This window comes from Pseudomonas sp. NPDC089407 (assembly GCF_044900445.1).
GTDB lineage: Bacteria > Pseudomonadota > Gammaproteobacteria > Pseudomonadales > Pseudomonadaceae > Aquipseudomonas.
Window position 1 is genome coordinate 92,220 of the sequence record NZ_JBJDNB010000003.1, and the last position, 22,069, is coordinate 114,288.

The 22,069-nt window shown below is 61.9% G+C and carries 24 protein-coding genes and 1 tRNA gene; 5 read left to right on the top strand and 20 right to left on the bottom strand.

The features are described from left to right. Nucleotides 1-148 precede the first annotated feature (148 nt). The 9 genes from ACI2KG_RS03585 to thrS all read right to left on the bottom strand — a co-directional run bounded on the left by ACI2KG_RS03585 (nucleotide 149) and on the right by thrS (nucleotide 7,638). Nucleotides 149-225 (bottom strand) — tRNA-Pro (locus ACI2KG_RS03585). A 116-nt stretch (nucleotides 226-341) separates the two neighbouring features. Next, a complete protein-coding gene (locus ACI2KG_RS03590) occupies nucleotides 342-698 on the bottom strand; it encodes a MerR family transcriptional regulator (protein ID WP_201204621.1) in 357 nt (118 codons plus the stop codon). Then, complete coding sequence (gene ihfA, locus ACI2KG_RS03595; RefSeq protein WP_003250679.1) at nucleotides 679-981, bottom strand: integration host factor subunit alpha; 303 nt, start codon at nucleotides 979-981, stop codon at nucleotides 679-681. Before ihfA ends, ACI2KG_RS03590 begins: the two co-directional genes overlap by 20 nt. A gap of 4 nt (nucleotides 982-985) precedes the next feature. Further along, complete coding sequence (gene pheT / locus ACI2KG_RS03600; RefSeq protein ID WP_404660824.1) at nucleotides 986-3,367, bottom strand: phenylalanine--tRNA ligase subunit beta; 2,382 nt, start codon at nucleotides 3,365-3,367, stop codon at nucleotides 986-988. A gap of 31 nt (nucleotides 3,368-3,398) precedes the next feature. Further along, nucleotides 3,399-4,415, bottom strand: coding sequence for a phenylalanine--tRNA ligase subunit alpha (pheS, locus tag ACI2KG_RS03605; RefSeq protein ID WP_201204625.1), 1,017 nt, complete (start codon nucleotides 4,413-4,415; stop codon nucleotides 3,399-3,401). A gap of 109 nt (nucleotides 4,416-4,524) precedes the next feature. Continuing rightward, the gene (gene rplT / locus ACI2KG_RS03610) at nucleotides 4,525-4,881 is read right to left on the bottom strand and encodes a 50S ribosomal protein L20 (RefSeq protein WP_003250671.1); all 357 of its coding nucleotides are present in this window, start codon (nucleotides 4,879-4,881) and stop codon (nucleotides 4,525-4,527) included. A 27-nt stretch (nucleotides 4,882-4,908) separates the two neighbouring features. Beyond that, nucleotides 4,909-5,103, bottom strand: a complete 195-nt coding sequence (gene rpmI, locus ACI2KG_RS03615; protein ID WP_003250667.1) for a 50S ribosomal protein L35 — start codon at nucleotides 5,101-5,103, stop codon at nucleotides 4,909-4,911. A 61-nt stretch (nucleotides 5,104-5,164) separates the two neighbouring features. After that, nucleotides 5,165-5,716 carry a translation initiation factor IF-3 gene (gene infC / locus ACI2KG_RS03620; RefSeq protein WP_012052879.1) on the bottom strand — a complete coding sequence of 184 codons (552 nt, stop codon included), beginning with the start codon at nucleotides 5,714-5,716 and terminating at the stop codon, nucleotides 5,165-5,167. Continuing rightward, complete coding sequence (gene thrS, locus ACI2KG_RS03625) at nucleotides 5,716-7,638, bottom strand: threonine--tRNA ligase (protein WP_201204627.1); 1,923 nt, start codon at nucleotides 7,636-7,638, stop codon at nucleotides 5,716-5,718. The genes infC and thrS overlap by 1 nt, the downstream gene beginning before the upstream one ends. Nucleotides 7,639-7,976: 338 nt before the next feature. Here thrS and ACI2KG_RS03630 point away from each other — a divergent pair, with 338 nt between their 5' ends. Further along, the gene (locus ACI2KG_RS03630; protein WP_400622793.1) at nucleotides 7,977-8,282 is read left to right on the top strand and encodes a hypothetical protein; all 306 of its coding nucleotides are present in this window, start codon (nucleotides 7,977-7,979) and stop codon (nucleotides 8,280-8,282) included. A gap of 162 nt (nucleotides 8,283-8,444) precedes the next feature. Next, nucleotides 8,445-8,657, top strand: coding sequence for a cold-shock protein (locus ACI2KG_RS03635; protein WP_012273095.1), 213 nt, complete (start codon nucleotides 8,445-8,447; stop codon nucleotides 8,655-8,657). A 247-nt stretch (nucleotides 8,658-8,904) separates the two neighbouring features. On the opposite strand, the gene ACI2KG_RS03640 is transcribed toward ACI2KG_RS03635, so the two are convergent. Next, entirely contained in the window at nucleotides 8,905-9,225 is a 321-nt protein-coding gene (locus tag ACI2KG_RS03640) for an I78 family peptidase inhibitor (RefSeq protein ID WP_400622791.1), read from the bottom strand. 274 nt (nucleotides 9,226-9,499) lie between these two features. On the opposite strand from ACI2KG_RS03640, the gene ACI2KG_RS03645 reads away from it, so the two are divergent. Then, complete coding sequence (locus ACI2KG_RS03645; RefSeq protein ID WP_201204633.1) at nucleotides 9,500-9,712, top strand: hypothetical protein; 213 nt, start codon at nucleotides 9,500-9,502, stop codon at nucleotides 9,710-9,712. Here ACI2KG_RS03645 and ACI2KG_RS03650 read toward each other — a convergent pair. The 7 genes from ACI2KG_RS03650 to ACI2KG_RS03680 all read right to left on the bottom strand — a co-directional run bounded on the left by ACI2KG_RS03650 (nucleotide 9,684) and on the right by ACI2KG_RS03680 (nucleotide 16,760). Continuing rightward, a complete protein-coding gene (locus ACI2KG_RS03650; protein WP_404660825.1) occupies nucleotides 9,684-10,685 on the bottom strand; it encodes a nucleoside hydrolase in 1,002 nt (333 codons plus the stop codon). The genes ACI2KG_RS03645 and ACI2KG_RS03650 overlap by 29 nt on opposite strands. A gap of 205 nt (nucleotides 10,686-10,890) precedes the next feature. Next, nucleotides 10,891-11,289, bottom strand: coding sequence for a D-ribose pyranase (gene rbsD / locus ACI2KG_RS03655; RefSeq protein WP_404660826.1), 399 nt, complete (start codon nucleotides 11,287-11,289; stop codon nucleotides 10,891-10,893). Continuing rightward, nucleotides 11,286-12,194, bottom strand: coding sequence for a ribokinase (gene rbsK / locus ACI2KG_RS03660; protein ID WP_404660827.1), 909 nt, complete (start codon nucleotides 12,192-12,194; stop codon nucleotides 11,286-11,288). The genes rbsD and rbsK overlap by 4 nt, the downstream gene beginning before the upstream one ends. Nucleotides 12,195-12,209: 15 nt before the next feature. Further along, the gene (locus tag ACI2KG_RS03665; protein ID WP_404660828.1) at nucleotides 12,210-13,232 is read right to left on the bottom strand and encodes a LacI family DNA-binding transcriptional regulator; all 1,023 of its coding nucleotides are present in this window, start codon (nucleotides 13,230-13,232) and stop codon (nucleotides 12,210-12,212) included. A 4-nt stretch (nucleotides 13,233-13,236) separates the two neighbouring features. Next, on the bottom strand, nucleotides 13,237-14,232 hold the full coding sequence (locus ACI2KG_RS03670) for an ABC transporter permease (RefSeq protein ID WP_404660829.1): 996 nt from the start codon (nucleotides 14,230-14,232) through the stop codon (nucleotides 13,237-13,239). Continuing rightward, complete coding sequence (locus ACI2KG_RS03675) at nucleotides 14,229-15,782, bottom strand: sugar ABC transporter ATP-binding protein (protein WP_404660830.1); 1,554 nt, start codon at nucleotides 15,780-15,782, stop codon at nucleotides 14,229-14,231. Before ACI2KG_RS03675 ends, ACI2KG_RS03670 begins: the two co-directional genes overlap by 4 nt. Before the next feature lie 18 nt (nucleotides 15,783-15,800). Beyond that, nucleotides 15,801-16,760 (bottom strand): sugar ABC transporter substrate-binding protein, encoded by a 960-nt coding sequence (locus tag ACI2KG_RS03680; RefSeq protein WP_404660831.1) that lies wholly within the window; start codon nucleotides 16,758-16,760, stop codon nucleotides 15,801-15,803. Nucleotides 16,761-17,162: 402 nt separating this feature from the next. Here ACI2KG_RS03680 and ACI2KG_RS03685 point away from each other — a divergent pair, with 402 nt between their 5' ends. Beyond that, entirely contained in the window at nucleotides 17,163-18,251 is a 1,089-nt protein-coding gene (locus ACI2KG_RS03685) for an asparaginase (RefSeq protein WP_404660832.1), read from the top strand. A gap of 140 nt (nucleotides 18,252-18,391) precedes the next feature. Here the strand turns inward: ACI2KG_RS03685 and ACI2KG_RS03690 are convergent, their stop codons facing one another. Both ACI2KG_RS03690 and ACI2KG_RS03695 read right to left on the bottom strand, forming a co-directional pair. After that, nucleotides 18,392-18,883: a GNAT family N-acetyltransferase gene (locus tag ACI2KG_RS03690; protein ID WP_404660833.1), complete on the bottom strand. Its 492-nt coding sequence runs from the start codon at nucleotides 18,881-18,883 to the stop codon at nucleotides 18,392-18,394. A 205-nt stretch (nucleotides 18,884-19,088) separates the two neighbouring features. Next, on the bottom strand, nucleotides 19,089-21,197 hold the full coding sequence (locus ACI2KG_RS03695) for a TonB-dependent receptor family protein (RefSeq protein WP_404660834.1): 2,109 nt from the start codon (nucleotides 21,195-21,197) through the stop codon (nucleotides 19,089-19,091). A gap of 153 nt (nucleotides 21,198-21,350) precedes the next feature. Between ACI2KG_RS03695 and ACI2KG_RS03700 the strand changes: the two genes are divergently transcribed. Beyond that, nucleotides 21,351-21,593: a DUF1654 domain-containing protein gene (locus ACI2KG_RS03700; protein ID WP_201206812.1), complete on the top strand. Its 243-nt coding sequence runs from the start codon at nucleotides 21,351-21,353 to the stop codon at nucleotides 21,591-21,593. 69 nt (nucleotides 21,594-21,662) lie between these two features. Here the strand turns inward: ACI2KG_RS03700 and ACI2KG_RS03705 are convergent, their stop codons facing one another. Next, nucleotides 21,663-22,028 carry a hypothetical protein gene (locus ACI2KG_RS03705; protein ID WP_404660835.1) on the bottom strand — a complete coding sequence of 122 codons (366 nt, stop codon included), beginning with the start codon at nucleotides 22,026-22,028 and terminating at the stop codon, nucleotides 21,663-21,665. Nucleotides 22,029-22,069 lie beyond the last annotated feature (41 nt).

A 22,069-nucleotide genomic window follows, 5' to 3' on the forward strand; every position in this document is an offset into this window, starting at 1 on the left:
TTCACCTGATTAATCACTAGACAATGAAAACATACGGCTACAGAGCTTTTTCAGCTCACCCCGGCTCGCGGAACCGCCCTTCAGAGCTACATTCTTCCCCACACGAAAAAGCCCAGTCGTAACCGACTGGGCTTTTTCGTTTCAATAATGGTCGGGACGGAGTGATTCGAACACTCGACCCCTTGCACCCCATGCAAGTGCGCTACCGGGCTGCGCTACGCCCCGACTGGGCTTGAAGCATGTTCTCAATCTTGCCGAGAACGCTGAAGAATGTACCCTAACCCCCTGATAAATGAAAGCTTTTTTTCAAAAAATTTTCCATTCATCAGAAAAACCCAGGCTCACTTCTTCAACACCACCAGCACATCCTCCAACTCAACAATCATCTGCCGAATCAGCTGCTTGTACTGGCTGGATTCATCCTTAACCTCATCACTGGAAAGCCGCAGCCGCGCCCCGCCAATGGTGAAACCCTGGTCATACAGCAGGCCACGAATCTGGCGGATCATCAGCACGTCTTGGCGCTGATAATACCGCCGATTCCCCCGCCGCTTCACAGGGTTAAGCTGGTCGAACTCCTGCTCCCAATACCGCAGCACGTGCGGCTTTACCGCACAAAGCTCGCTCACTTCACCAATGGTGAAGTAGCGTTTGCCCGGTATGGGGGGCAGTTCGTCGTTATGGCTTGGTTCCAGCATAGGCCTCAACCCGGGCCTTCAACTTCTGCCCTGGACGAAAGGTGACGACGCGCCGTGCAGTGATCGGGATCTCTTCCCCGGTTTTGGGGTTGCGGCCCGGCCGCTGGCGTTTGTCGCGAAGGTCAAAGTTGCCGAAACCGGACAGCTTGACCTGCTCGTTCTCTTCAAGTGCGTGCCGAATTTCTTCGAAAAACAGCTCGACCAGCTCCTTGGCCTCACGCTTGTTAAGCCCCAGCTCCTCGTACAGCCTTTCGGCCATCTCAGCTTTCGTCAGAGCACCCATGCCGTTATTTCCTTAACGTGGTGTTCAACCTTTGTTCGAGCGAGGTGAGGATGTTTTGCAGGGTAGTGTTCACCTCATCGTCGTTAAGAGTGCGCGATGGATGCTGCCAGGTCAAGCCAACGGCAAGGCTTTTTCTATCAGGATCAATACCTTTACCTTGGTAGACATCAAACAGCCTGAGGTCTGTGAGCCATTCGCCTGCATTGTCACGAATTAATTCAAGCACCGCGCTGGCTGCGACATCACGGCCTGCGATCAACGCCAGGTCACGGCGGGTTTCCGGGAACTTGGACAGTTCGCTGAATTTCGGCAGGCGGCCTTCGACCACGTCGCCCAGCACCAGCTCGAACAGGAACACCGGGCGGTCCAGGCCCAGGGCTTTGGCCAGCTCTGGGTGGATGGCGCCAAGGTAGCCGACCAGTTTGCCGTCGCGCTCGATGGCGGCGGTTTGGCCTGGGTGCAGGGCTGGGTGCTTGCCGGCGCTGAAGGTGAAGTCGCTCAGGGCGCCGGAGTAGCCCAGCAGGGCTTCTACGTCGGCTTTAACGTCGAAGAAGTCGACGCCGTCGCGGCCGTTGGCCCAGCCTTCTGGCAGGCGGCTGCCGGTGATCACGCCCGCGATCATTGGCTGCTGCTGCAGGTCGCCCAACTGGCCGACGAAGCGCAGGCCGCTTTCGAACAGGCGCACGCGGTCTTGCTGGCGGTTCAGGTTGTGCTGCAGGGCTTTGACCAGGCCTGGCCACAGCGAGGCACGCATGGCGGCCATGTCGCTGGAGATGGGGTTGGCCAGCAGCAGCGGCTCTACGCCCGGGCTGAACAGTTCGAACAGTTTCGGGTCGATGAAGCTGTAGGTGATGGCTTCCTGGTAGCCGCGGGCAACCAGCAGGCGGCGCAGGGTTGGCAGGTCACCGCGGGTTTCCGGCTTGCCCTGCGGGGCCAGGCGGGCTTGCGGGTAGCGGACCGGCAGGTTGTTGTAGCCGTACAGGCGAGCCAGCTCTTCGATCAGGTCCACTTCCAGGCTGATGTCGAAGCGGTGGCTTGGCACGGTGACGGTCCACTGCCCTTCCCCATCTTTGCTGGTGGTCAGTTCCAGGGCGTTGAGCAGTTGTTCTACCTGGGCGGGGTCCATTTCCATGCCGAGCATCTGGGTGATGCGTTCGGCACGCAGGGTGACCGGGGCCACGTGCGGCAGGTGCTGTTCGCTGACGGCTTCGACGATCGGGCCGGCTTCGCCGCCGACGATGTCCAGCAGCAGCTGGGTGGCGCGTTCCATGGCTTCGCGGGCCAGTTGCGAATCGACGCCGCGCTCGTAGCGGTGCGAGGCATCGGTGTGCAGGCCGTAGGAACGGGCTTTACCGGCAACGGAAATCGGCTCGAAGAAGGCGCTTTCCAGGAACAGGTCGCGGGTTTTTTCGGTGTTTACACCGCTGTGCTCGCCACCCATGACGCCGGCGATGGCCAGGGCGCGGGTGTGGTCGGCGATGACCAGGGTGTCGGCGCGCAGGGCAACTTCCTGGCCGTCGAGCAGGACGAGTTTTTCGCCCTCTTCGGCCATGCGTACACGAATGCCGCCGTTGATTTCTGCCAGGTCGAAGGCGTGCATCGGCTGGCCGAGTTCGAGCATCAGGTAGTTGGTGATGTCGACGGCGGCGTCGATGCTGCGTACGTCACTGCGGCGCAGGCGCTCGACCATCCACAGGGGGGTCGGCTTGCTCAGGTCGACGTTACGGATAACGCGACCCAGGTAGCGTGGGCAGGCAGCCGGCGCGCTGACTTCAACCGGGCGCACTTCGTCGTGGGCGGGTTGTACCGCAGGCACCACCGGGCGGGTGACCGGGGTGTCGTACAGGGCGCTGACGTCGCGGGCCAAGCCGGCGATGGACAGGCAGTCACCGCGGTTCGGCGTGAGGCCGATTTCGATGCTGGCGTCGTCCAGGCTCAGGTAGGTGCGAATGTTTTCGCCTACCGGGGCGTCGGCGGCCAGTTCCAGCAGGCCGTCGTTCTCTTCGCTGATTTCCAGCTCGGCGGCCGAGCACAGCATGCCGAACGACTCGACGCCGCGCAGCTTGGCCTTTTTGATCTTGAAGTCGCCCGACAGCTCGGCGCCGATCATGGCGAATGGTACCTTGATGCCTGGGCGGGCGTTAGGCGCGCCGCACACGACCTGGAAGGTTTCCTGGCCGTTGGTTACCTGGCACACGCGCAGCTTGTCGGCGTCCGGGTGTTGTTCGGTGGCGAGGATTTCGCCCACGACGATGCCGCTGAACTGGCCGGCAGCGGGGGTAACGCTGTCGACTTCGAGGCCGGCCATGGACAGGCGGGCGACCAGTTCGTCACGGGAGACTTGCGGGTTTACCCAACCGCGCAGCCACTGTTCACTGAATTTCATGCTGTTCTCCTGAAAGTTGCGTCGATTGGGCCTAGCGGAATTGCGCCAGGAACCGCAGGTCGTTGTCGAAGAACAGACGCAAATCGTTGACGCCATAGCGCAGCATGGCCAGGCGCTCGGCGCCCATGCCGAAGGCGAAGCCCTGGAACTCTTCAGGGTCGATGCCGGACATGCGCAGCACGCTTGGGTGCACCATGCCGCAGCCCATCACTTCCAGCCAGCCGGTTTGCTTGCACACGCGGCAGCCGTTGCCGGAACACATCACGCACTGGATGTCGACTTCGGCGGACGGCTCGGTGAAGGGGAAGAACGATGGGCGGAAACGCACCGCCAGTTCTTTTTCGAAGAACACGCGCAGGAATTCTTCGATGGTGCCCTTGAGGTCGGCGAAGTTGATATCGCGATCGATCAGCAGGCCTTCGACCTGGTGGAACATCGGCGAGTGGGTGATATCCGAGTCGCAGCGGTATACGCGGCCCGGGCAGACAATGCGGATTGGCGGCTGGGTGGACTCCATGGTCCGCACCTGCACCGGCGAGGTGTGGGTGCGCAGCAGCATGTTGGCATTGAAGTAGAAGGTGTCGTGCATCGCCCGGGCCGGGTGGTGGCCGGGGATGTTGAGCGCTTCGAAGTTGTGGTAGTCGTCTTCGACCTCTGGGCCTTCGGCAATGCCGTAGCCAATGTGGGTGAAGAACTGCTCGATGCGCTCGAGGGTACGGGTGATCGGGTGCAGGCCACCAGTGGCCTGGCCACGGCCTGGCAGGGTGACGTCAATGCATTCGGCAGCCAGGCGAGCGCTGAGCTCGGCTTCTTCAAAGGCGGCCTTGCGGGCATTGAGCACAACGGTAACGCGCTCTTTGGCGTCGTTGATCAGCGCGCCGACTTTCGGCCGCTCTTCGGCTGGCAGGTTGCCCAGGGTCTTCATCACCTGGGTCAGCTCGCCTTTCTTGCCGAGATAATTGACCCGGATCTGTTCCAGGGTAGTGATGTCTTCAGCGCGCTCCACGGCCTCCAGGGCTTGAGAGACCAGCGCATCCAGGTTTTCCATGTACAGACTCCAGATACGAAAATAGGGGAAGAGCTTTGAAGGCTCTTCCCCTATCGATGACGTTCAATGCCCGGCGCCGCTAGCGCCGCCGGGTGATTGTCGCGGGTACTTAAGCCAGAACGGCTTTAGCTTTCTCGACAATCGCAGCAAACGCCGCTTTTTCGTTCACTGCCAGATCGGCCAGAACCTTACGGTCGATTTCGATCGAAGCCTTTTTCAGGCCAGCAATCAGACGGCTGTAGGACAGACCGTTGGTGCGGGCACCGGCGTTGATACGAGCGATCCACAGTGCGCGGAACTGACGCTTCTTCTGGCGACGGTCGCGGTAGGCGTATTGGCCTGCCTTGATGACCGCTTGCTTGGCTACACGGAATACGCGCGAACGTGCACCGTAGTAACCTTTAGCCAGTTTCAGAATTTTTTTGTGACGCTTACGAGCGATAACGCCGCGCTTAACACGAGCCATGAGTAACTTCCTCTATCTTAACCAGAATTAACGAACGCGCAGCATGCGCTCGACTTTTGCCACGTCGGACGGGTGCAGCAAGCTGGCACCGCGCAGTTGACGCTTACGCTTGGTCGACATTTTGGTCAGGATGTGGCTCTTGAAAGCGTGCTTGTGCTTGAAGCCCGAAGCTGTCTTCAGGAAGCGCTTCGCAGCACCGCTCTTGGTTTTCATTTTTGGCATGTTGAACTCCGCATTCGAAAAAAATTACACAATAATCATCAGGCCTGCCGTGCCCGGGAGATTACTTCTTCTTTTTGGGGGCGATGACCATCATAAGCTGGCGTCCTTCCATCTTCGGATGCTGCTCAACGGTGCCGTATTCGGCGAGGTCGGCTTCGACCCGCTTCAACAGCTCCATGCCCAGCTCCTGGTGGGCCATCTCACGGCCGCGGAATCTCAGAGAGATCTTGGCCTTGTCCCCATCGGTAAGGAAACGTACCAGGTTGCGTAGTTTTACCTGGTAATCCCCATCCTCCGTCCCTGGACGAAACTTGATTTCTTTAATCTGGATCTGCTTCTGGTTTTTCTTGGCTTCGTTAGCCTGCTTCTTCTTTTCGAAGAGGTGCTTGCCGTAGTCCATGACCTTGCAGACAGGCGGTACCGCGTCTGCAGAGATTTCTACCAGGTCCAGCTTCGCTTCATCAGCGATACGCAGCGCTTCATCAATCGAGACGATGCCAACCTGCTCGCCGTCTGCGCCAATTAACCGAACCTCGCGGGCCGAGATATTCTCGTTGATCGGGGCCTTCGGTACAGCACGCTTATCGTTTCTCATTTCACGCTTAATAGTCATTACTCCGATTCTTGGCGACCACGCCGGGAAACCGCTTGTGTCAGCAGCTCAGCGAACTGGGCGACGGGCATGGAGCCCAGGTCTGCACCTTCGCGAGTGCGCACAGCGACGGTTTGCGTTTCGACTTCGCGGTCCCCTATAACCAAAAGGTACGGGACCTTGAGCAAAGTATGCTCGCGGATTTTAAAGCCGATCTTCTCATTTCTCAAGTCCGACTTGGCACGGAAACCGCTACCGTTCAGAGATTTCTCAACCTCAAGGGCGAAATCGGCCTGTTTGTCGGTGATGTTCATGATCACCGCCTGTGTCGGGGCCAGCCACGCCGGGAACACGCCCGCGTAGTGCTCGATCAGCATGCCGATGAAGCGCTCGAACGAACCGAGGATGGCACGGTGCAGCATAACCGGGCGCACGCGGCTGTTATCTTCGGCGATATAGCTGGCATCCAGCCGCTCTGGCAGGTTCGGGTCGTACTGCAGGGTACCGCACTGCCAGTTACGGCCGAGGCAGTCGCGCAGGGTGAACTCGATTTTCGGGCCGTAGAAGGCGCCCTCGCCCGGCTGGTATTCCCACTCAAGGCCGGACTCGTTCAGGGCGTCGGCCAGTGCACCTTCTGCACGGTCCCACAGCTCTTCGGAGCCGACACGCTTGGCCGGACGGGTGGACAGTTTCATGGCGATGTCGCTGAAACCGAAGTCCTTGTACACGTCCAGGGTCAGCTTGATGAAGTCGGCGGCTTCTTTCTTCACCTGTTCTTCGGTGCAGAAGATGTGCGCGTCGTCCTGTACAAAGCCACGCACGCGCATGATGCCGTGCAGGGCGCCGGACGGCTCGTTACGGTGGCAGGCACCGAACTCGGCCAGGCGCAGCGGCAGGTCGCGGTAGCTTTTCAGGCCCTGGTTGAACACCTGCACGTGGCACGGGCAGTTCATCGGTTTTACCGCGTAGTCACGGCTTTCCGACGAGGTGGTGAACATGTTCTCGGCGTAGTTGGACCAGTGGCCGGAACGCTCCCACAGAATGCGGTCGACAACCTGCGGGGTCTTGATTTCCTGGTAGCCGTTTTCGCGCTGCACGCCACGCATGTACTGCTCGAGTACCTGGTAGACGGTCCAGCCGTTGGCGTGCCAGAACACCATGCCCGGGGCTTCTTCCTGCAGGTGGAACAGGTCGAGCTGCTTGCCGATTTTGCGGTGGTCGCGTTTTTCGGCTTCTTCGATGCGCTGAATGTAGGCCGCCAGCTGCTTCTTGTCAGCCCAGGCGGTGCCGTACACACGCTGCAGTTGCTCGTTCTTGGCATCGCCACGCCAGTAGGCGCCGGACAGCTTGGTCAGCTTGAATGCCTTGAGGAAGCGGGTATTCGGCACGTGCGGGCCACGGCACATGTCGACGTATTCTTCGTGGTAGTACAGGCCCATGGCCTGTTCATCCGGCATGTCTTCGACCAGGCGCAGCTTGTAGTCTTCGCCACGGGCGGTGAACACGTCGATGACTTCGGCGCGCGGGGTGACCTTCTTGACCACGTCGTAGTCTTTTTCGATCAGCTCCATCATGCGCTTTTCGATGGCGGCCATGTCTTCAGGGGTGAAGGGGCGCTCGTAGGCGATGTCGTAATAGAAGCCTTCGTCGATGACCGGGCCAATAACCATCTTGGCGGTCGGGTACAGCTGCTTCACGGCGTGGCCAACCAGGTGGGCACACGAGTGACGGATGATCTCCAGTCCCTCTGCATCTTTAGGGGTGATGATCTGCAGGGTGGCGTCGTGGCTGATCAGGTCGCAGGCGTCGACCAGTTTGCCGTCGACCTTGCCGGCCACGGTGGCCTTGGCCAGGCCGGCACCGATGGATGCGGCTACGTCGGCTACGGATACGGCGTGATCAAACGAACGTTGACTGCCATCGGGAAGAGTAATAACGGGCATGGCGCCTCCTCTCCTAGTGGTGACCCCTACCAAAGGTCACGTGGGTTGGGATGAGCCAGTACAAGATCCGACCTGCCTTCCTTTAAAGGAAGCCTGCCTCACAGTGGCAGAAGCCTTTCGGCTTGCCAGGGACGAACCAGAGTGACTGGAAAGAAATAAAGATAGCGGCGGCCGGCAACGGCGCGACCACAAGCCGAGCATGCTAGCACGCGGGTTGCACCCCAGGCAGAAATATTTGGCAATTACATCTTTCGGGTGAACTAACGCGGAAAAAGTCCTATCAGACTTTGGGAAGCAACCTACTCTTGATGAGACCTTAACCCAAGGAGTAACTGGTTATGCGAGTTCCGTCTCTTCTGGCCCTGGCGGCCGCTGGCGCCCTGCTGCTGCCCCTGGCGGCCAACGCCGGTAACTTCCCACCCGGGAAGGAGGCTGGCTACATGGCCCAGTGCACGCAGGTGGCCAGCGGCCAGGGCGTTGACGCTGCGACTGCGAAAAAACACTGCGACTGTGGCGCCCAAGCCATCAAGAAGAATTTCACCGACGCCGAGATCGCCGACCTGGACAGCCAGGATGGCGTGGACGCCAAGCTGATGCAGAAGGCGCAAACCGTTGTGAAACAGGCCTGCGCGCCGAAGAGCTGAAACCTTAAAGCCGGCCCGGGTTGACGATTCTTTGAGCTGAATCAAGATCCGGCGAAGGTAATAGGGGCTAGATGCGCAGAATTAGACTATGATGTACTCCGTGCTGGGCAGCTTCCGCTGCAATTGCACCTCTGAAAAATTAAATGTCTGGAGATTCACCCCATGTCCAATCGCCAAACCGGCACCGTCAAATGGTTCAATGATGAGAAAGGCTTCGGCTTCATCACCCCACAAGGCGGCGGCGACGACCTGTTCGTACACTTCAAAGCCATCGAATCTGACGGCTTCAAGAGCCTGAAAGAAGGCCAGACTGTTTCCTTCGTCGCCGAGCGCGGCCAGAAGGGCATGCAGGCTGCACAGGTTCGTCCGGAGTAATTCGGATAGCTGTAAAAAAACCCGCCCTTGTGGCGGGTTTTTTTATGCGGGTTTGCCAGCTATGCAGCTTCTGCAGGCGCGGCTTACTCTTGTAGGAGCGGCCTTGTGTCGCGAAAGGGCCGCAAAGCGGCCCCAGATTCAGCTTCGTAGCATAAATGGCCGGGGCCGCTGCGCGCCCCATCGCGACGCAAGGCCGCTCCTACAGGCAGGGATCGTGTCAGCCTTGAGGCCTGCGCAGCACCGGGCATCAACCGCAGTTGACGCGTGTCACCACACCTTGCTCATTCACATTCAGGTTCAGGCGTTCGGAGCGGTACTCCAGGGTAACCACGTCGTGCGGCTTGAGAATGCGCGCCATCTGCGAGCCGCTGGCCTTGCGTGCCTGCTCCAGCAGGTCGGCGCTGGCCGGCTTGCCAATGGCAAAGTCGGCGCCGCTGGCTTCGCAGCGGCCATCGTTGCCTGCCGGGGTGGCCGGTGCTGCGCCACCGCCAGCGTTGCCACCAGTGCTGCAACCAGCCAGGACAGCAGCCACCGCCAGGGTTGCCAGGTAAGCACGGGTACGGAACATGAAGCCTCCTAAATCGGTCTGGGAACTGCCTGATCGGACAGTTCCGCTCATCATTTGTTGCAAAACCGGTCAAGTCTGCCTGAACTGTAGCAGCGAGGCGAAAAGCAATCGTGACCGGATTTTGCACAACCCGCTGCGTTTGCCATATGCTTAGCGGGCAGGCTCACTGGCGCAAAGCCATGATTTGCTGCAAGAAGTGGAGCGCATCCCGCCTCCATCGAACACCAGGGTCAGTGTTCATCCCTTCGTTCCGGGCCCCTAGCGAGAGCTTTTCATGAGCAGCCACAGCATCGATGCCGATATCAAGGTCAAGTGGGCCGAGGGCCAGAGCGCGTACAGCCCTGGCACACCAGAGGAGTTGCTGTTGATCGGCATCGACCTGCTGGTACGCGATCGCGGCGCCGAGGCGGCGCGCAGCTTCATCGAGCAAGTGCTGGAGCGCTACGCGCCGCACGCGGCTATTGCAATCGCGCCAACCGGGCGCTGAGCAGGTCGAACAGGCCTTGGGCATCGCCCTGCTCCACCCACAGCACGTTGGCCGGCTGCTTGAGCACGCCGTACCAGTCGGCGATGGTCTGGCCGAAGGTCGGGCCTTCGCGGCTGTCGATGCTCATATGGATGCGCCGGCCGCTGAACAGCTCGGGTTTTAGCAGGTAGGCGATGACGCTGGCGTCGTGCACCGGGCCACCGGGCATGCCGTACAGGTCCATGTCGTGGGTGACGTAAACGTTGAGAATGTCCACCACGCGCTTGCTGGCCTGGTTGTTTACCGCCGCCAGTTGCTTCAAGCGGGCGTCGCTGGTCAGCAGTTTGTGGGTGACGTCCAGCGGCAGGTAGGTCAGCTGCACGCCGCTGGCCAGTACCACTTCGGCGGCATGCGGGTCGGCGTAGAGGTTGAATTCCGCCGCCGGGGTGATGTTGCCGCCGTTGAAATGCGCACCGCCCATGACCACCACCTCCTTGATGCCCTTGGCGATGTCCGGGCGCTGGACCAGTGCCAGCGCCAGGTTGGTCTGCGGGCCGAGCATGGCCACGGTGATGCTGCGGGGTTTGGCGGTGCCGAGGGTATCGACCAGGTATTGCACGGCGTTGCCTTGGGCCAGCGGGGCTTTCGGTTCGTGAACTTGAACGCCGGCCAGGCCTTCTTCACCGTGGACGTCGGCGGCGTAGATGGGCGTGCGCACCAGCGGGCGGCCGGCGCCGGCGTAGACAGGGATGTCTTCGCGGCCGGCCCATTCACGGGCCAGGCGGGCGTTGCGCGAGGTTTTATCCAGGCGCACGTTGCCGGCTACGGTGGTGATGGCGCGGATGTTGAGGTCTTCGGGCGAGGCCATGGCCAGGAACAGCGCGACCACGTCGTCGGCGCCGGGGTCGATGTCGATGATCAGGTCGATCGGAGCAGCCTGCAGGGTGGTGGCGGTGGCCATGAAGGCGAGTCCTTGTAGCAAGGGTTTGAGCATGGGGTGGGCACTCCTTGTTGCCAAATCAAATGTCACAAGCACACCGCGATCCCTGTAGGAGCGGCCTTGTGTCGCGATGGGGCGCGAAGCGGCCCCAGATTTTCAGCTTCGCAGCATCAATTGCCGGGGCCGCTTCGCGCCCCATCGCGACACAAGGCCGCTCCTACAGGGGAACGGGCTGGCCTGGACAATGGCGTATCAGCTGTCAGAACGTAACCCCGGAAATCAGGGCAATGTTGCTGTACGGCTGGCATTCTCCGGTACGCACCACCGCCCGGGCACTGCGCGACAGCACTTTGAAATCCTCATGGCTCAGCCACTCGCGCTTGCCCAACTTGCCTTTCAAACGTTCAATCTCGACCAGCGCCGGCGGCACCACGTTCTGCATTTCTTCAGCCAGCACATGCCGCTCTACCTGCAATTCGCTCAACACCACCCGCAACACGCTGGCGAAGTCCGGCAAACCTGGCGTAATCGCCAGGTCGATCAGCTCGACACCCGGCGGCACCGGCAACCCGGCATCGCCGATCACCAGGATGTCGCCATGCCCCATGCCGGCAATGGTCCGCGACAGGGCAATGTTCAGCAGCGGGGTTTTCTTCATGGCGCAAGCTCCGCCAGGTAGGGGATCGATGGCTGCGCACCTGCGCGGGTAACCGACAGCGCCGCCGCACGCTGGCCGAAGGCAATGGCTTCGCCCTCCTCCAGCCCGCGCACCAGGCCGGCAGCAAAGCCGCCAATGAAGGTGTCGCCAGCCGCGATAGTGTCCAGCGGCTGCACCACGGGCGCCGGATAATGCTGATGGCCCTGAGCAGTCACCAGCAAGGCCCCTTGCGCGCCCAGGGTGATGATCACTTTACCCGCGCCCAGTTGCAGCAAGCGCGCGCCAGCACGTAGGGCGCTGCCCTGGTCGGTGACCGGGATGCCGGTCAGGGCCTCGGCCTCGCTTTCGTTAGGCGTCAGGTAATCGATGTGCGCGAACCAATCCGCCGGCAACGGGCCGGTGGCGGGCGCCGGGTTCAAGATCACCTGCTTGCCCAGCTCGCGCCCCCTGGCCAAGGTCCAGGCCACGGTCTCGGCCGGCACTTCCAGTTGACAGATGACCACCTCGGCCGCCTGCAACAACGCATCGAAACGCTGCACCGACTGGGGCGATAGCAGGCCATTGCCACCCGGGATGATGACAATGCAGTTCTGGCTGGCAGCATCCACGGTGATCAGGGCGACCCCGCTGGACACGCCCGGGCAGGTGCTGACGCCCTGGCAGTCGATACCCTCTCTATACAGCGCCCGGTGCAGTTGCCGGCCATAGTCATCGTCGCCAACGTTGCCGATCATCGCCACACTGCCGCCCAGCCGCGCCACCGCCACCGCCTGGTTGGCACCCTTGCCGCCCGGCACGGTGAAAAAACTTTCGCCGGGGAGCGTTTCACCAGCCCGGGGCAGGCGCTGGGCGCGGGCCACCAGGTCCATATTGAGGCTACCGACCACCACGACCTTGGCATTCATGCTGTTTCCTTAGCGTTAGCGGTAATCGTTGAACAGGGCCGGGCGTGGCCCGGTGGATTCGCGCAGGACGATGCGCGGGGCAACAATGCGTTGCTCCGCTGCGCCCTGCCGGGGTGTACCGATGCGCGTCAGCAGCAGCGAGGCGGCGCTCTCGCCCAGCTCGCGGATCGACTGGCCAACCGTGGTCAGCGGTGGGTACACGTAGCGACTGAGTTCGATGTCGTCAAAGCCGATCACCGACAGCTCGCCGGGTACGTTGATATTGCGTTCGGCAGCCGCACGCAGCACGCCAAAACCGATCATGTCGTTGCCGGCAAAAATCGCCGTAGGCCGCTTGCCCTCCAGCACCTGCGCCGCTGCTGCATGCCCGCCGGGGCTGGTGAAGTCGCAGTGCAGCACGCGGCTGCCCAGCACCGGCGCCTGCACTTCGGCCATGGCTCGGCGAAAGCCGCTCAGGCGCAGCTGGGTCACCCCGGTTTCGGCCGGGCCGCCGATGTAGGCGATGTCACGATGGCCAAGCTCCAGCAGGTGTTGGGTAGCCAGGTAAGCGCCCTGCTCATGGTCGATGCGCACCAGGTCGGCATCCACGCCTTCCAGTTCGCGGTCGACGATGACCATGGGCGTGCGCACGCTGGCCAGGCTTTGCAGCAGGTCGCGGTCCTGGCCTACCGAAGCCACCACCAGGCCGTCGATGCGCTTTTCCAGCAGCACGCGCAGGTAGCTGCGCTGCTTCTGCGGGTTGTCGTCAGAGTTGCACAAGATCACGCAATAGCCGTTGCGTTCGCAGGCGTCTTCGATGCCCCGCGCCAGCTCGGCGAAGTACGGGTTGACGCTGTTGGGCACCAGCAGGCCGATGGTGGCCGTGCTGCGCGCCTTCAGCGAACGCGCCACCGCACTGGGCACGTAATCCAGTTCGATGATGGCAGCCTCCACTTTCAGCCGCACTTGTTCGCTGACCGGTCGGGTCTTGTTCAATACATGGGACACGGTGGTGTAGGAAATACCCGCCAATGCCGCGACATCTTTAATGGTTGCCATGTTGTCAGTTCCGCCGGCCTGCACGCCGGCTACGGTAAGTGTCGAGCACCACGGCGATGACGATCACCGCCCCGGTGATGATGCGTTTGGTCGGTTCGCTGGCACCGATCTGCGCCAGCCCTGCGGCCAGCACAGAAATAATCAGCACGCCAAAGAAGGTACTGATGACCGAGCCGCGCCCGCCCATCAGGCTGGTGCCGCCAATCACCACGGCGGCGATCACCTGCAGCTCCAGGCCGGAGCCGGCATTGGGGTCGGCCGCTTCCAGCCGCGAAATCTGGAACAGCGCGGCCAGGCCGGCGAGCAGGCCCATCAGGGCGAACACCAGCACCTTGTACGGGCGCGGGTCGATGCCGGCCAGGCGCACGGCCTCTTCGTTGGTGCCAATGCCGATCAGGTAGCGGCCGAACACCGTGCGGGTCAGCACCAGGTGGGCCAGCACAATCACCAGCAAGCCGATGATGAAGGCCGGCGAGATGCCAAAGGCCACCGGGTCGGAGAACCAGGCATAGGCGTCGCCGATATACGCGGTGCGCGAGTCGGTGAACTGGTAGGCCAGGCCGCGGGCCATTTCCAGCACGCCGAGCGAGACGATGAACGACGGGATGCGCCAGGCCACGGTGACAGCCCCGGTGATGCTGCCCGCCAGCGCCGCCACGGCCATGCCCAGCAGCGCCGAGGGCAGCACGCCCCAGCCCCAGCCGAGCATCGCCACGCTCACAGCAGAGGCGGCCAACGCCAGCACCGAGCCCACCGACAAGTCGATGCCGCCGATGATCAGCACGAAGGTCATGCCCACCGCCAGCACCATCAGGTCAGGGATCTGGTTGGCCAGGGTGCTGAAGGTGCTGTACGACCAGAAGTGGCTGCTGAGGAACGAGAACAGCACGACCATCGCCAATAACGCGCCGGCCAGGCCCAGGTAGGTGCCCAGGCCAAAATAGGTGCCAGTGCGGCGCACGGGGGCGGCGCTTTGGCTGTCGAGCGGGGTGGTTTTCATGCTTCCATCCTGGGGGCTGCTTCATGCAGCAGCGCGTCACGTTTCTGATAACCGGCGAAGGCGGCGGCCAGCAACTGGTCCTGGGTCCACTGGTCACGCTCGAAGGTGTCGATCAGCCGACCGGCCGAGAGCACGGCGATGCGGTCGCAGATCAACATCAGCTCGCGCAGGTCACTGGACACCACCACCAAAGCTTTACCCTGGCGCGCCAGCTCGGCCAGCAGGCCATAGATGTCGAACTTGGCGCCTACATCGATGCCACGGGTGGGTTCGTCGAACAGCAGCACCTGGCAGTCGCGCTCCAGCCAGCGGCCGATCACCACCTTCTGCTGGTTGCCCCCAGACAGCTCACCGACCACCTGCTGGGCGCCGGCACTGCGAATGCGCATGGCCTGGATCTGCCGTTCGGCCAAGGCCCTTTCCGCCTCGCCATCGAGCACACCGGCCCGTGACACGGCGCCCAGGTTGCCCAGGGCGATATTGGCGCTGATCGATTGGGTCAGCAGCAGGCCTTCGCCTTTGCGGTCTTCGGTAATCAGCGCAATGCCGGCACGCACGGCGGCTTTGGGCGAGTCGACGGTGACAGGTTGCGGCGGCTGGCCGAGCGCAATGCTGCCGCTGTCGGCGCGGTCGGCGCCGTAGATCAGGCGCAACAGCTCGGTACGGCCGGCGCCGATCAGCCCGGAAATGCCAAAGATCTCCCCTGCCCTGACTTCGAACGACACATCACGCACCTTGTCGCTGCGGCTGAGGTTGTCGACCTTGAGCAACGGCGCACCGATCTGCCGGCGGCCCAGGTCGATATGCTCACCCAGTTCGCGGCCGACCATCAGGTTGACCAGCTCGGCGCTGCTGTAGCGCTGGATCGGCTCGTCGCACACCCGCTTGCCGTCGCGCAGCACGACGATGCGCTGGGCCACGCGTTGCAGCTCTTCCAGGCGGTGCGAGATGTAGACGATGGCCACCCCGCGCTCGCGCAGGCGCTCGATCTGGCTGAACAGCAGCTCCACCTCGCGCGCGGTGAGCATGGCGGTGGGTTCGTCGAAGATCAGCACATGGCAGTCGCCGATCAGGTTGCGGGCAATCTCGACCATCTGCTGGTGGCCGATACCCAGCTCGCCGACCGGGGTGTCCGGGTCGATGGCCTCCAGCCCGACCTGGGCCATGGCGGCGCTGGCCAACTGGCGCAGGCGCTTGTGGCCGATCCAGCCGAAGCGGCTGGGCAGGTTGCCCAGGAACAGGTTCTCGGCCACGGTCAGGGTCGGCAGCAGGTTCAGTTCCTGCATGACCATGCGCACGCCCAGGCGCTCGGCCTCGCGGCGGCTGGCCGGCGCGTAGGCCTGGCCACGGTAGGTCATGTGCCCGGTGGTAGGGTTCTCCAGGCCGCTGATCAGCTTGGACAGGGTGCTCTTGCCCGCGCCATTTTCGCCCGTCAGGGCCAGCACTTCGCCGGCCCGCAGGGTCAGGCTGACCTCGCCCAGCACCGGCTGGGCGTAGGTCTTGCCCAGGCCGCTGGCGGCGAGCACCACTTCGTTGGCCGGTGCAGGCATGGCCGTTTCTCCTGAGTGTCAGGGCTTTTTGGTGATGAGTTCGACCGGGGTCTGGATGACGTTGTCGGCATCCACGTCAGGCTTTTCGCCGTTGACCATTTTCAGTGCGGCCTGGATGCCGTACACCGCCTGCTGGCTGGCGGCCTGGTCGAGGGTGGCGAGCACGCGGCCATCGGCAAGCATCGGTTTGATGGCGTTGATGTTGTCGTAACCCACCACCTGCACCTGGCCGGTCTTGCCGGCGGCGCGCACGGCCGACACGGCGCCAAGTGCCATGCTGTCGTTGCCGGCCAGCAGGGCTTTCAGGTCGGGGTATTCGTTGAGCATGGAGGCGGCGACGGCGTTGCCTTTGTCGATTTCCCAATTGCCGCTTTGCACCGAGACGATCTTTATTTGCGCGGCTTCCATGGCGTCCTTGAAGCCGGCGGTGCGCTGCTGGGCGTTGGTGGTGGTCGGCACGCCTTCGATGATGCCGACCTGGTCGCCGGCCTTGAGCTTCTGGCTGGCCAGGTAGTCGCCGACCAGGCGTGCGCCCTTGCGGTTGTCGGGGCCGACGAAGGGCACGCTGATGCCTTTGCTCTTGAGCAGTTCAGGGTCCAGGCGGTTGTCGATGTTGATCACCACCACGCCTTTGTCCATGGCCTTCTTCACCGCCGACACCAGCGCCTTGGAATCGGCCGGGGCGATCACCAGGGCCTTGGCGCCTGAATTGACCATTTGTTCGACGATGCGGATCTGTTCGCCGGTGTCGGTTTCGTTCTTGATGCCGTTGGCGATCAGCTCGAATTCATTGGCGTGGGTTTTCTGGTAGTCCTTGGCGCCGTCCTCCATGGTGCGGAAGAACTCGTTGGCCAGCGACTTCATGACCAGGGCAACCTTGGGCTTGTCCTCGGCATGGGCAGCCGATAACGGCAAAGCCAGGGACAGAGAGGAAACGACAGCGAGGGCCAGCAGACGACCGGGGAACGGCAGTTTCATGGACGATGACTCCGAATCTTGTTTTTTTATCGGATCGCAAACGTTTGCGGTACCTAACTATGGAAACAGGACCGGGGTTTGTCAAATCCGTTTGGCTGTCGGAGGCCAAATTCTGCTGGCGTTGATTATCCAGAATTTTTCCGAAAAACCGAACACCTTTTCCTATGCTTGTTCGGATTCACGAATGGAATACTGCCCCTTGTAGCAGCGACCTTGCGTCGCGATGGGGTGCGCAGCAGCCCCGGCGATCTGTGCTGCAGCCCGTATTTTGGGGCCGCTGCGCAGCCCATCGCGACGCAAGGCCGCTCCTACACAAGCAACGCGCACAGGCTTGGTATGAAAGATGCCTGCAACCCTGCGCGATTCAAAACCATCTCACTAGGAAGAGAGAGAACAATAACGATGAATGCCGCACTGAAAACCTTCGCCCCCAGCGCACTCGCCCTGCTGCTGATCCTGCCAACCACCGCCTCGGCCAAGGAAGCCGAAACCCAGCAGAAGCTGGCCAACGTGGTCATCCTCGCCACCGGCGGCACCATTGCCGGCGCCGGCGCCAGCGCCGCCAACAGCGCCACCTACCAGGCCGCCAAGCTGGGCATCGACAAGCTGATCGCCGGCGTGCCGGAACTGGCCGACATTGCCAACGTGCGCGGCGAGCAGGTCATGCAGATCGCCTCGGAAAGCATCAGCAACGACGACCTGCTGAAACTGGGCAAACGCGTCGCCGAGCTGGCCGAGAGCAACGACGTTGACGGTATCGTCATCACCCACGGCACCGACACCCTGGAAGAAACCGCCTACTTCCTCAACCTGGTCGAGAAAACCGACAAGCCGATCGTGGTAGTCGGCTCGATGCGCCCGGGCACCGCCATGTCCGCCGATGGCATGCTCAACCTGTACAACGCCGTGGCCGTGGCCGGCGACAAGCAGTCGCGGGGCAAGGGCGTGCTGGTGACCATGAACGACGAGATTCAGTCGGGTCGTGACGTGAGCAAGTCGGTCAACATCAAGACCGAAGCCTTCAAGAGCGCCTGGGGCCCGATGGGCATGGTCGTGGAAGGCAAATCGTACTGGTTCCGCCTGCCGGCCAAGCGCCACACGGTCAACTCCGAGTTCGACATCAAGCAGATCAGCAGCCTGCCGCAGGTGGACATCGCCTATGGCTATGGCAACGTCACCGACACCGCCTACAAGGCACTGGCACAAAACGGCGCCAAGGCGCTGATCCATGCCGGTACCGGCAACGGTTCGGTGTCGTCGCGGGTGGTGCCGGCGCTGCAGGAACTGCGCAAGAACGGGGTGCAGATCATTCGCTCGTCGCACGTCAACCAGGGTGGTTTCGTGCTGCGCAACGCCGAACAGCCGGATGACAAGAACGACTGGGTCGTGGCCCATGATTTGAACCCGCAGAAGGCGCGGATCCTGGCGATGGTGGCAATGACCAAGACCCAGGACAGCAAAGAGCTGCAGCGGATTTTCTGGGAATACTGATTCAGCAGCAACCTCAGCAGCCGCCGGCTGCTGAGGCCTCATTACTGCCCTGCGGACCTTGATCAAACCCCAAACCTGTGGGAGCGGCTTCAGCCGCGAACACCGGCAAAGCCGGTGCCAGGCACCGCCGGCCTTTCAGCTTAAAGACTCATGACCATCTCATGCCAAGCCATACCGCCGTGGTCGGAAGGTGAAGGCCGCACGTACTGGTAACCCATCTTGCGGTACAGCTCGACGTGCTGTTCCTTGCACATCAAGTGAATGGTCTGCTTGCCCTGCGCCGTCATCTGCGCGATGAACGCATTCATCAGCCGCTTGGCGTAACCCTTGCCCTGGTGAGCAGGGTCGACCACCACCGACATGATCACCACGTTGGGCGCTACCGGGTCATGCCCGATCAGCTCTTTGAACGCCTCGTCGGACATCACCACTTCATGGGCACAGCCGCTGTTGATGAAACCGACGATGCCATGCGCGTCTTCGAGCAACAGGAAGCCTTGCGGGTATTGGCTGATGCGCGTGCGAATCTTCTCCAGCGTGGCCGCTTCATCGCCCTCGTAGGCGCCGATCTCGATCGCGTAACAGCGCTCGGCATCGGCGACGACAGGCTGGCGGAAGTGGGTGATGCTCATGGGGCTGGCTCCGGGATCAGGGTAACGATGCCACTATGTTAAATGACCTTGAGCGGGTTGGCCGAGCGGGTTTTCATCCGGCGCGGTCTCTGTGGGAGCGGGCATGCCCGCGAAGAACCCAACGCGGCGCATGGCACCGGCTGCGCCGGTGTTCGCGGCTAAAGCCGCTCCTACAGTTGTCAGAGCAAGCTTCAAAGCCAGCCCCCTACCTGAACTGATACTCCAACCCCGCCCCCGCATACCACGAACGCCCAGGCGCGGCCTCGTAGTATCGCCCGTTGCTATCCCCGACAATCACCGAGCCCACATACTGCCGATCAAACAGGTTGTCCAGGCGCACCAGTTGGTGGAACGTCCAAGCTCCGACATGCTGTTCAAAGCGCGTACGCCAGTTGAACACGGCATACGCCGGTGCCGCCTTGGCGTCGTTGCTGTCGTCCACATACACCTTGCTGCGGTACTGCCCTTCAAGCCCCATGCTCACCGACGCAACCGGCTTCCACACCAGCTCGCCATACAAGTTGTCTAGCGGCACGCCCGGCAAGCGGTTGCCACGTTCGATGGCCTGGCTGACACCTTCGGCGTAGCGCGCATCGGTGCGCGTGTACACCACCGTCGCCTGCCACTGCTCGCTCAAGTCACTCTGCAGGCTCGCCTCGAAGCCACGCCGCACGGTGCGACCGGCATTACGGTAACTGGTGCGGCCGTCCGTAGAACGGTCGACGACAATTTCATCATCGGTCTGAATCTCGTACATCGCCGCATTCAGCCGCGTGCGCGCGTTCAACCGATACTTCACGCCCACTTCATACTGCATGCTGGTGGCAGGCTTGAGCCCGAAGTTGAAGCTTTCGACTTCGCCCGGTGCGTAGGCCATTTCTGCCTGGGTGGGGGTTTCGAAGCCTTTGCCAACGCTCACGTAGCCGCGCAGGTCCGGTGTGAACGCGTACATCACCGACAGTGACGGCGTGGCCTGCTGGTACTTCTTCGAACCACTGGAATCACCATTGGCCAGGTAGTGGTCGTCGACGCGCATTTTCATGGTGCTGTAACGCAGCCCCAGTTCGCTGGTCCAGTTGCCGATTTCCCAATGCGCCTGCAGGTACGGGTCCAGGCTGGTGGCGGTGTCCTGCTCGTCCCGGCGCAGCTCGCCTTTCACGCCCAGCTGGTCGCCACTGAAGTTCTGGTAGCCGCGGCGGTCATCCTTGCTCTGGTCGTAATCGGCACCGACGGTGAAGGTAAGGTTGCCGGGCGCGTCGGCAACCGGCTGGATCCAGCGCAAGGTGCCGCCGTGGAATTCGCGGTCGAAGTCGACCACGCCACCGCCACGCTGACTGTTGGAGACCACCGTTCTGGGAATGGACAGGTACTGCACGACGCTGCGTTGCCCCGCGTACAGGTTGAACTGCAAGGTGGCCTCGCCAAAGTAACGCTCGTAGTTCATGCCCAGTTGCTGGTGGTCGATGCTCTTGCGCGTGTTGTAGGTTTGCGCCACTGCGGCAGTGGAGCGCGGGTCGTGCTTGTAGGCGTCCCAGGTCTGCCCCAACGGGTCTTGCGTGTTGTTCTGCTCCAGGCTGCTGTAGATCAGCGCCATGCGCGAATCGGCGTCGGGCTTGAAGTTGACCTTGGCAAAGGTCTGGTCGCGGCGTGCGGCACTGTGGTCGCGGTAGCCATCGGTGTCCAGCCGCGAGGCATCCAGCACGAAACCGGCGGTGTCGGTACCGCCCTCGGCGGACAGGTGGTTCTTGTTGAAACCGTCGCTACCAAAGGTGGTTTCGGCGCCCACACGGGCCGGGCCCTGGCCGTCGCGGCTGAACATCTGGATCACCCCGCCAGCGTTGCTGCCATACAGCGTCGCGGCCGGGCCGCGCAGCACTTCGATGCGCTCGGCCACGTCCAGGTTCAGTGTGGCCGCCTGCCCTTGGCCATCGGGGGTACTGGCGGGAATACCATCGCTGAGCAGCTTGATGCCACGCACACCGAAGGCCGAGCGTGCGCCATAGCCCCGCGAGGAAATCTGCAGGTCCTGGGCATAGTTCTGGCGGTTCTGCACCACCAACCCCGGCACCTTGGTCAGTACCTCCGAGAGGTTGACGCCAAGCTGGCCATCGGTGCCATGGGACAAGTCAAGGGTATCGACCGAAAACGGCAGGTCGAACGTGCTGGTCGGCGCATAGGCGCCGGTGACCACCAGGGGATCGATGAAAACTGCATCGGGCGCGTTGGCCCTGGCAGCGTCATTGGCGCCCAGGCCACCTGCAAGCAGCAGGACCAGGCTGGTAGAAGAGGGAAAACGAGAAAAAAATCGATACATGCGCAGCTTCCGTAAATTGCCGCCATTACACCAGACCCGCCGCGCCAGTGCGAACGTTCGAGGAAAGCCAGTGCTGTTTTCTCCTGACAAGCTGTTGCGAAATTACTTACAGTGAAATACTGTACGTGCATACAGCACAACAAGGAAATTCCTGTGTCCAGCACCGCCTCCGCCACCCCGAGCAGCTATGAACAGCTGGGTGTCCGCATCCAGAAGATCATCAACAGCCCCACCGCCCAGCGCAGCCGTGCGGCGCTGATTTTCCGCCTGGAACAGGAAAGCCAGGACGACTGGGAAACCCTGTTGGAGGAAATCGCTGAAAACGACAACGTTACCCTTGCCCACCGCGATGACGGCGGCGTGCAGGTTTTCTGGACCGTGCCGAAGGAAGACTGACCACGCTTCGCTTTTAGCCGCTGCCAGTCGTCCATTAATGATGGCCGCTTATACCCTCCCACACCCTCTCTAATAGCTGTTGAGGTGGGAAGATCTTTTCGACGTACATTGCTGACCCTTTGTGGCATCTAAAGCGTTGTACCAATCAGCATAAGGCGAAAGGTGTACCCGGCATCGAGTGTAATCAGGGCTGCCGTCGCCCCACCAAACGGCCCCCCGCTCGCCCAAGTCCACTTTTGCAGCTTTCACTCGCGCACGCGCAGAGTTGAGCATGCTCGAGTCGTCAACGCGCTTGGCCCTTTTAACATCTCGTCGCGCATCCATCAGGTCATGCACAAGGCGTTGCCGCTCGCCTTCACTCAGTGAGGGGTTCGTGCAGCGCCAGAGCCGGCCTTTGACAACAAAATAGCGTCCGTCTGGTGTCGTTGGATGCATAGCGTAGATCTCGAGAGCGATATAGCATGGACATCCAAAAT

Coding starts and splice junctions, on each gene's coding strand:
- rpmI (WP_003250667.1), bottom strand. CDS start 5,103: ATGCCAAAAATGAAAACCAAGAGCGGTGCTGCGAAGCGCTTCCTGAAG.
- ACI2KG_RS03630 (WP_400622793.1), top strand. CDS start 7,977: ATGCGAGTTCCGTCTCTTCTGGCCCTGGCGGCCGCTGGCGCCCTGCTG.
- rplT (WP_003250671.1), bottom strand. CDS start 4,881: ATGGCTCGTGTTAAGCGCGGCGTTATCGCTCGTAAGCGTCACAAAAAA.
- ACI2KG_RS03645 (WP_201204633.1), top strand. CDS start 9,500: ATGAGCAGCCACAGCATCGATGCCGATATCAAGGTCAAGTGGGCCGAG.
- ACI2KG_RS03650 (WP_404660825.1), bottom strand. CDS start 10,685: ATGCTCAAACCCTTGCTACAAGGACTCGCCTTCATGGCCACCGCCACC.
- ACI2KG_RS03635 (WP_012273095.1), top strand. CDS start 8,445: ATGTCCAATCGCCAAACCGGCACCGTCAAATGGTTCAATGATGAGAAA.
- ACI2KG_RS03680 (WP_404660831.1), bottom strand. CDS start 16,760: ATGAAACTGCCGTTCCCCGGTCGTCTGCTGGCCCTCGCTGTCGTTTCC.
- ACI2KG_RS03695 (WP_404660834.1), bottom strand. CDS start 21,197: ATGTATCGATTTTTTTCTCGTTTTCCCTCTTCTACCAGCCTGGTCCTG.
- infC (WP_012052879.1), bottom strand. CDS start 5,716: ATGACTATTAAGCGTGAAATGAGAAACGATAAGCGTGCTGTACCGAAG.
- pheS (WP_201204625.1), bottom strand. CDS start 4,415: ATGGAAAACCTGGATGCGCTGGTCTCTCAAGCCCTGGAGGCCGTGGAG.
- ihfA (WP_003250679.1), bottom strand. CDS start 981: ATGGGTGCTCTGACGAAAGCTGAGATGGCCGAAAGGCTGTACGAGGAG.
- rbsD (WP_404660826.1), bottom strand. CDS start 11,289: ATGAAGAAAACCCCGCTGCTGAACATTGCCCTGTCGCGGACCATTGCC.
- ACI2KG_RS03670 (WP_404660829.1), bottom strand. CDS start 14,232: ATGAAAACCACCCCGCTCGACAGCCAAAGCGCCGCCCCCGTGCGCCGC.
- ACI2KG_RS03690 (WP_404660833.1), bottom strand. CDS start 18,883: ATGAGCATCACCCACTTCCGCCAGCCTGTCGTCGCCGATGCCGAGCGC.
- ACI2KG_RS03590 (WP_201204621.1), bottom strand. CDS start 698: ATGCTGGAACCAAGCCATAACGACGAACTGCCCCCCATACCGGGCAAA.
- pheT (WP_404660824.1), bottom strand. CDS start 3,367: ATGAAATTCAGTGAACAGTGGCTGCGCGGTTGGGTAAACCCGCAAGTC.
- ACI2KG_RS03640 (WP_400622791.1), bottom strand. CDS start 9,225: ATGTTCCGTACCCGTGCTTACCTGGCAACCCTGGCGGTGGCTGCTGTC.
- ACI2KG_RS03705 (WP_404660835.1), bottom strand. CDS start 22,028: ATGCATCCAACGACACCAGACGGACGCTATTTTGTTGTCAAAGGCCGG.
- rbsK (WP_404660827.1), bottom strand. CDS start 12,194: ATGAATGCCAAGGTCGTGGTGGTCGGTAGCCTCAATATGGACCTGGTG.
- ACI2KG_RS03665 (WP_404660828.1), bottom strand. CDS start 13,232: ATGGCAACCATTAAAGATGTCGCGGCATTGGCGGGTATTTCCTACACC.
- ACI2KG_RS03675 (WP_404660830.1), bottom strand. CDS start 15,782: ATGCCTGCACCGGCCAACGAAGTGGTGCTCGCCGCCAGCGGCCTGGGC.
- ACI2KG_RS03685 (WP_404660832.1), top strand. CDS start 17,163: ATGAATGCCGCACTGAAAACCTTCGCCCCCAGCGCACTCGCCCTGCTG.
- thrS (WP_201204627.1), bottom strand. CDS start 7,638: ATGCCCGTTATTACTCTTCCCGATGGCAGTCAACGTTCGTTTGATCAC.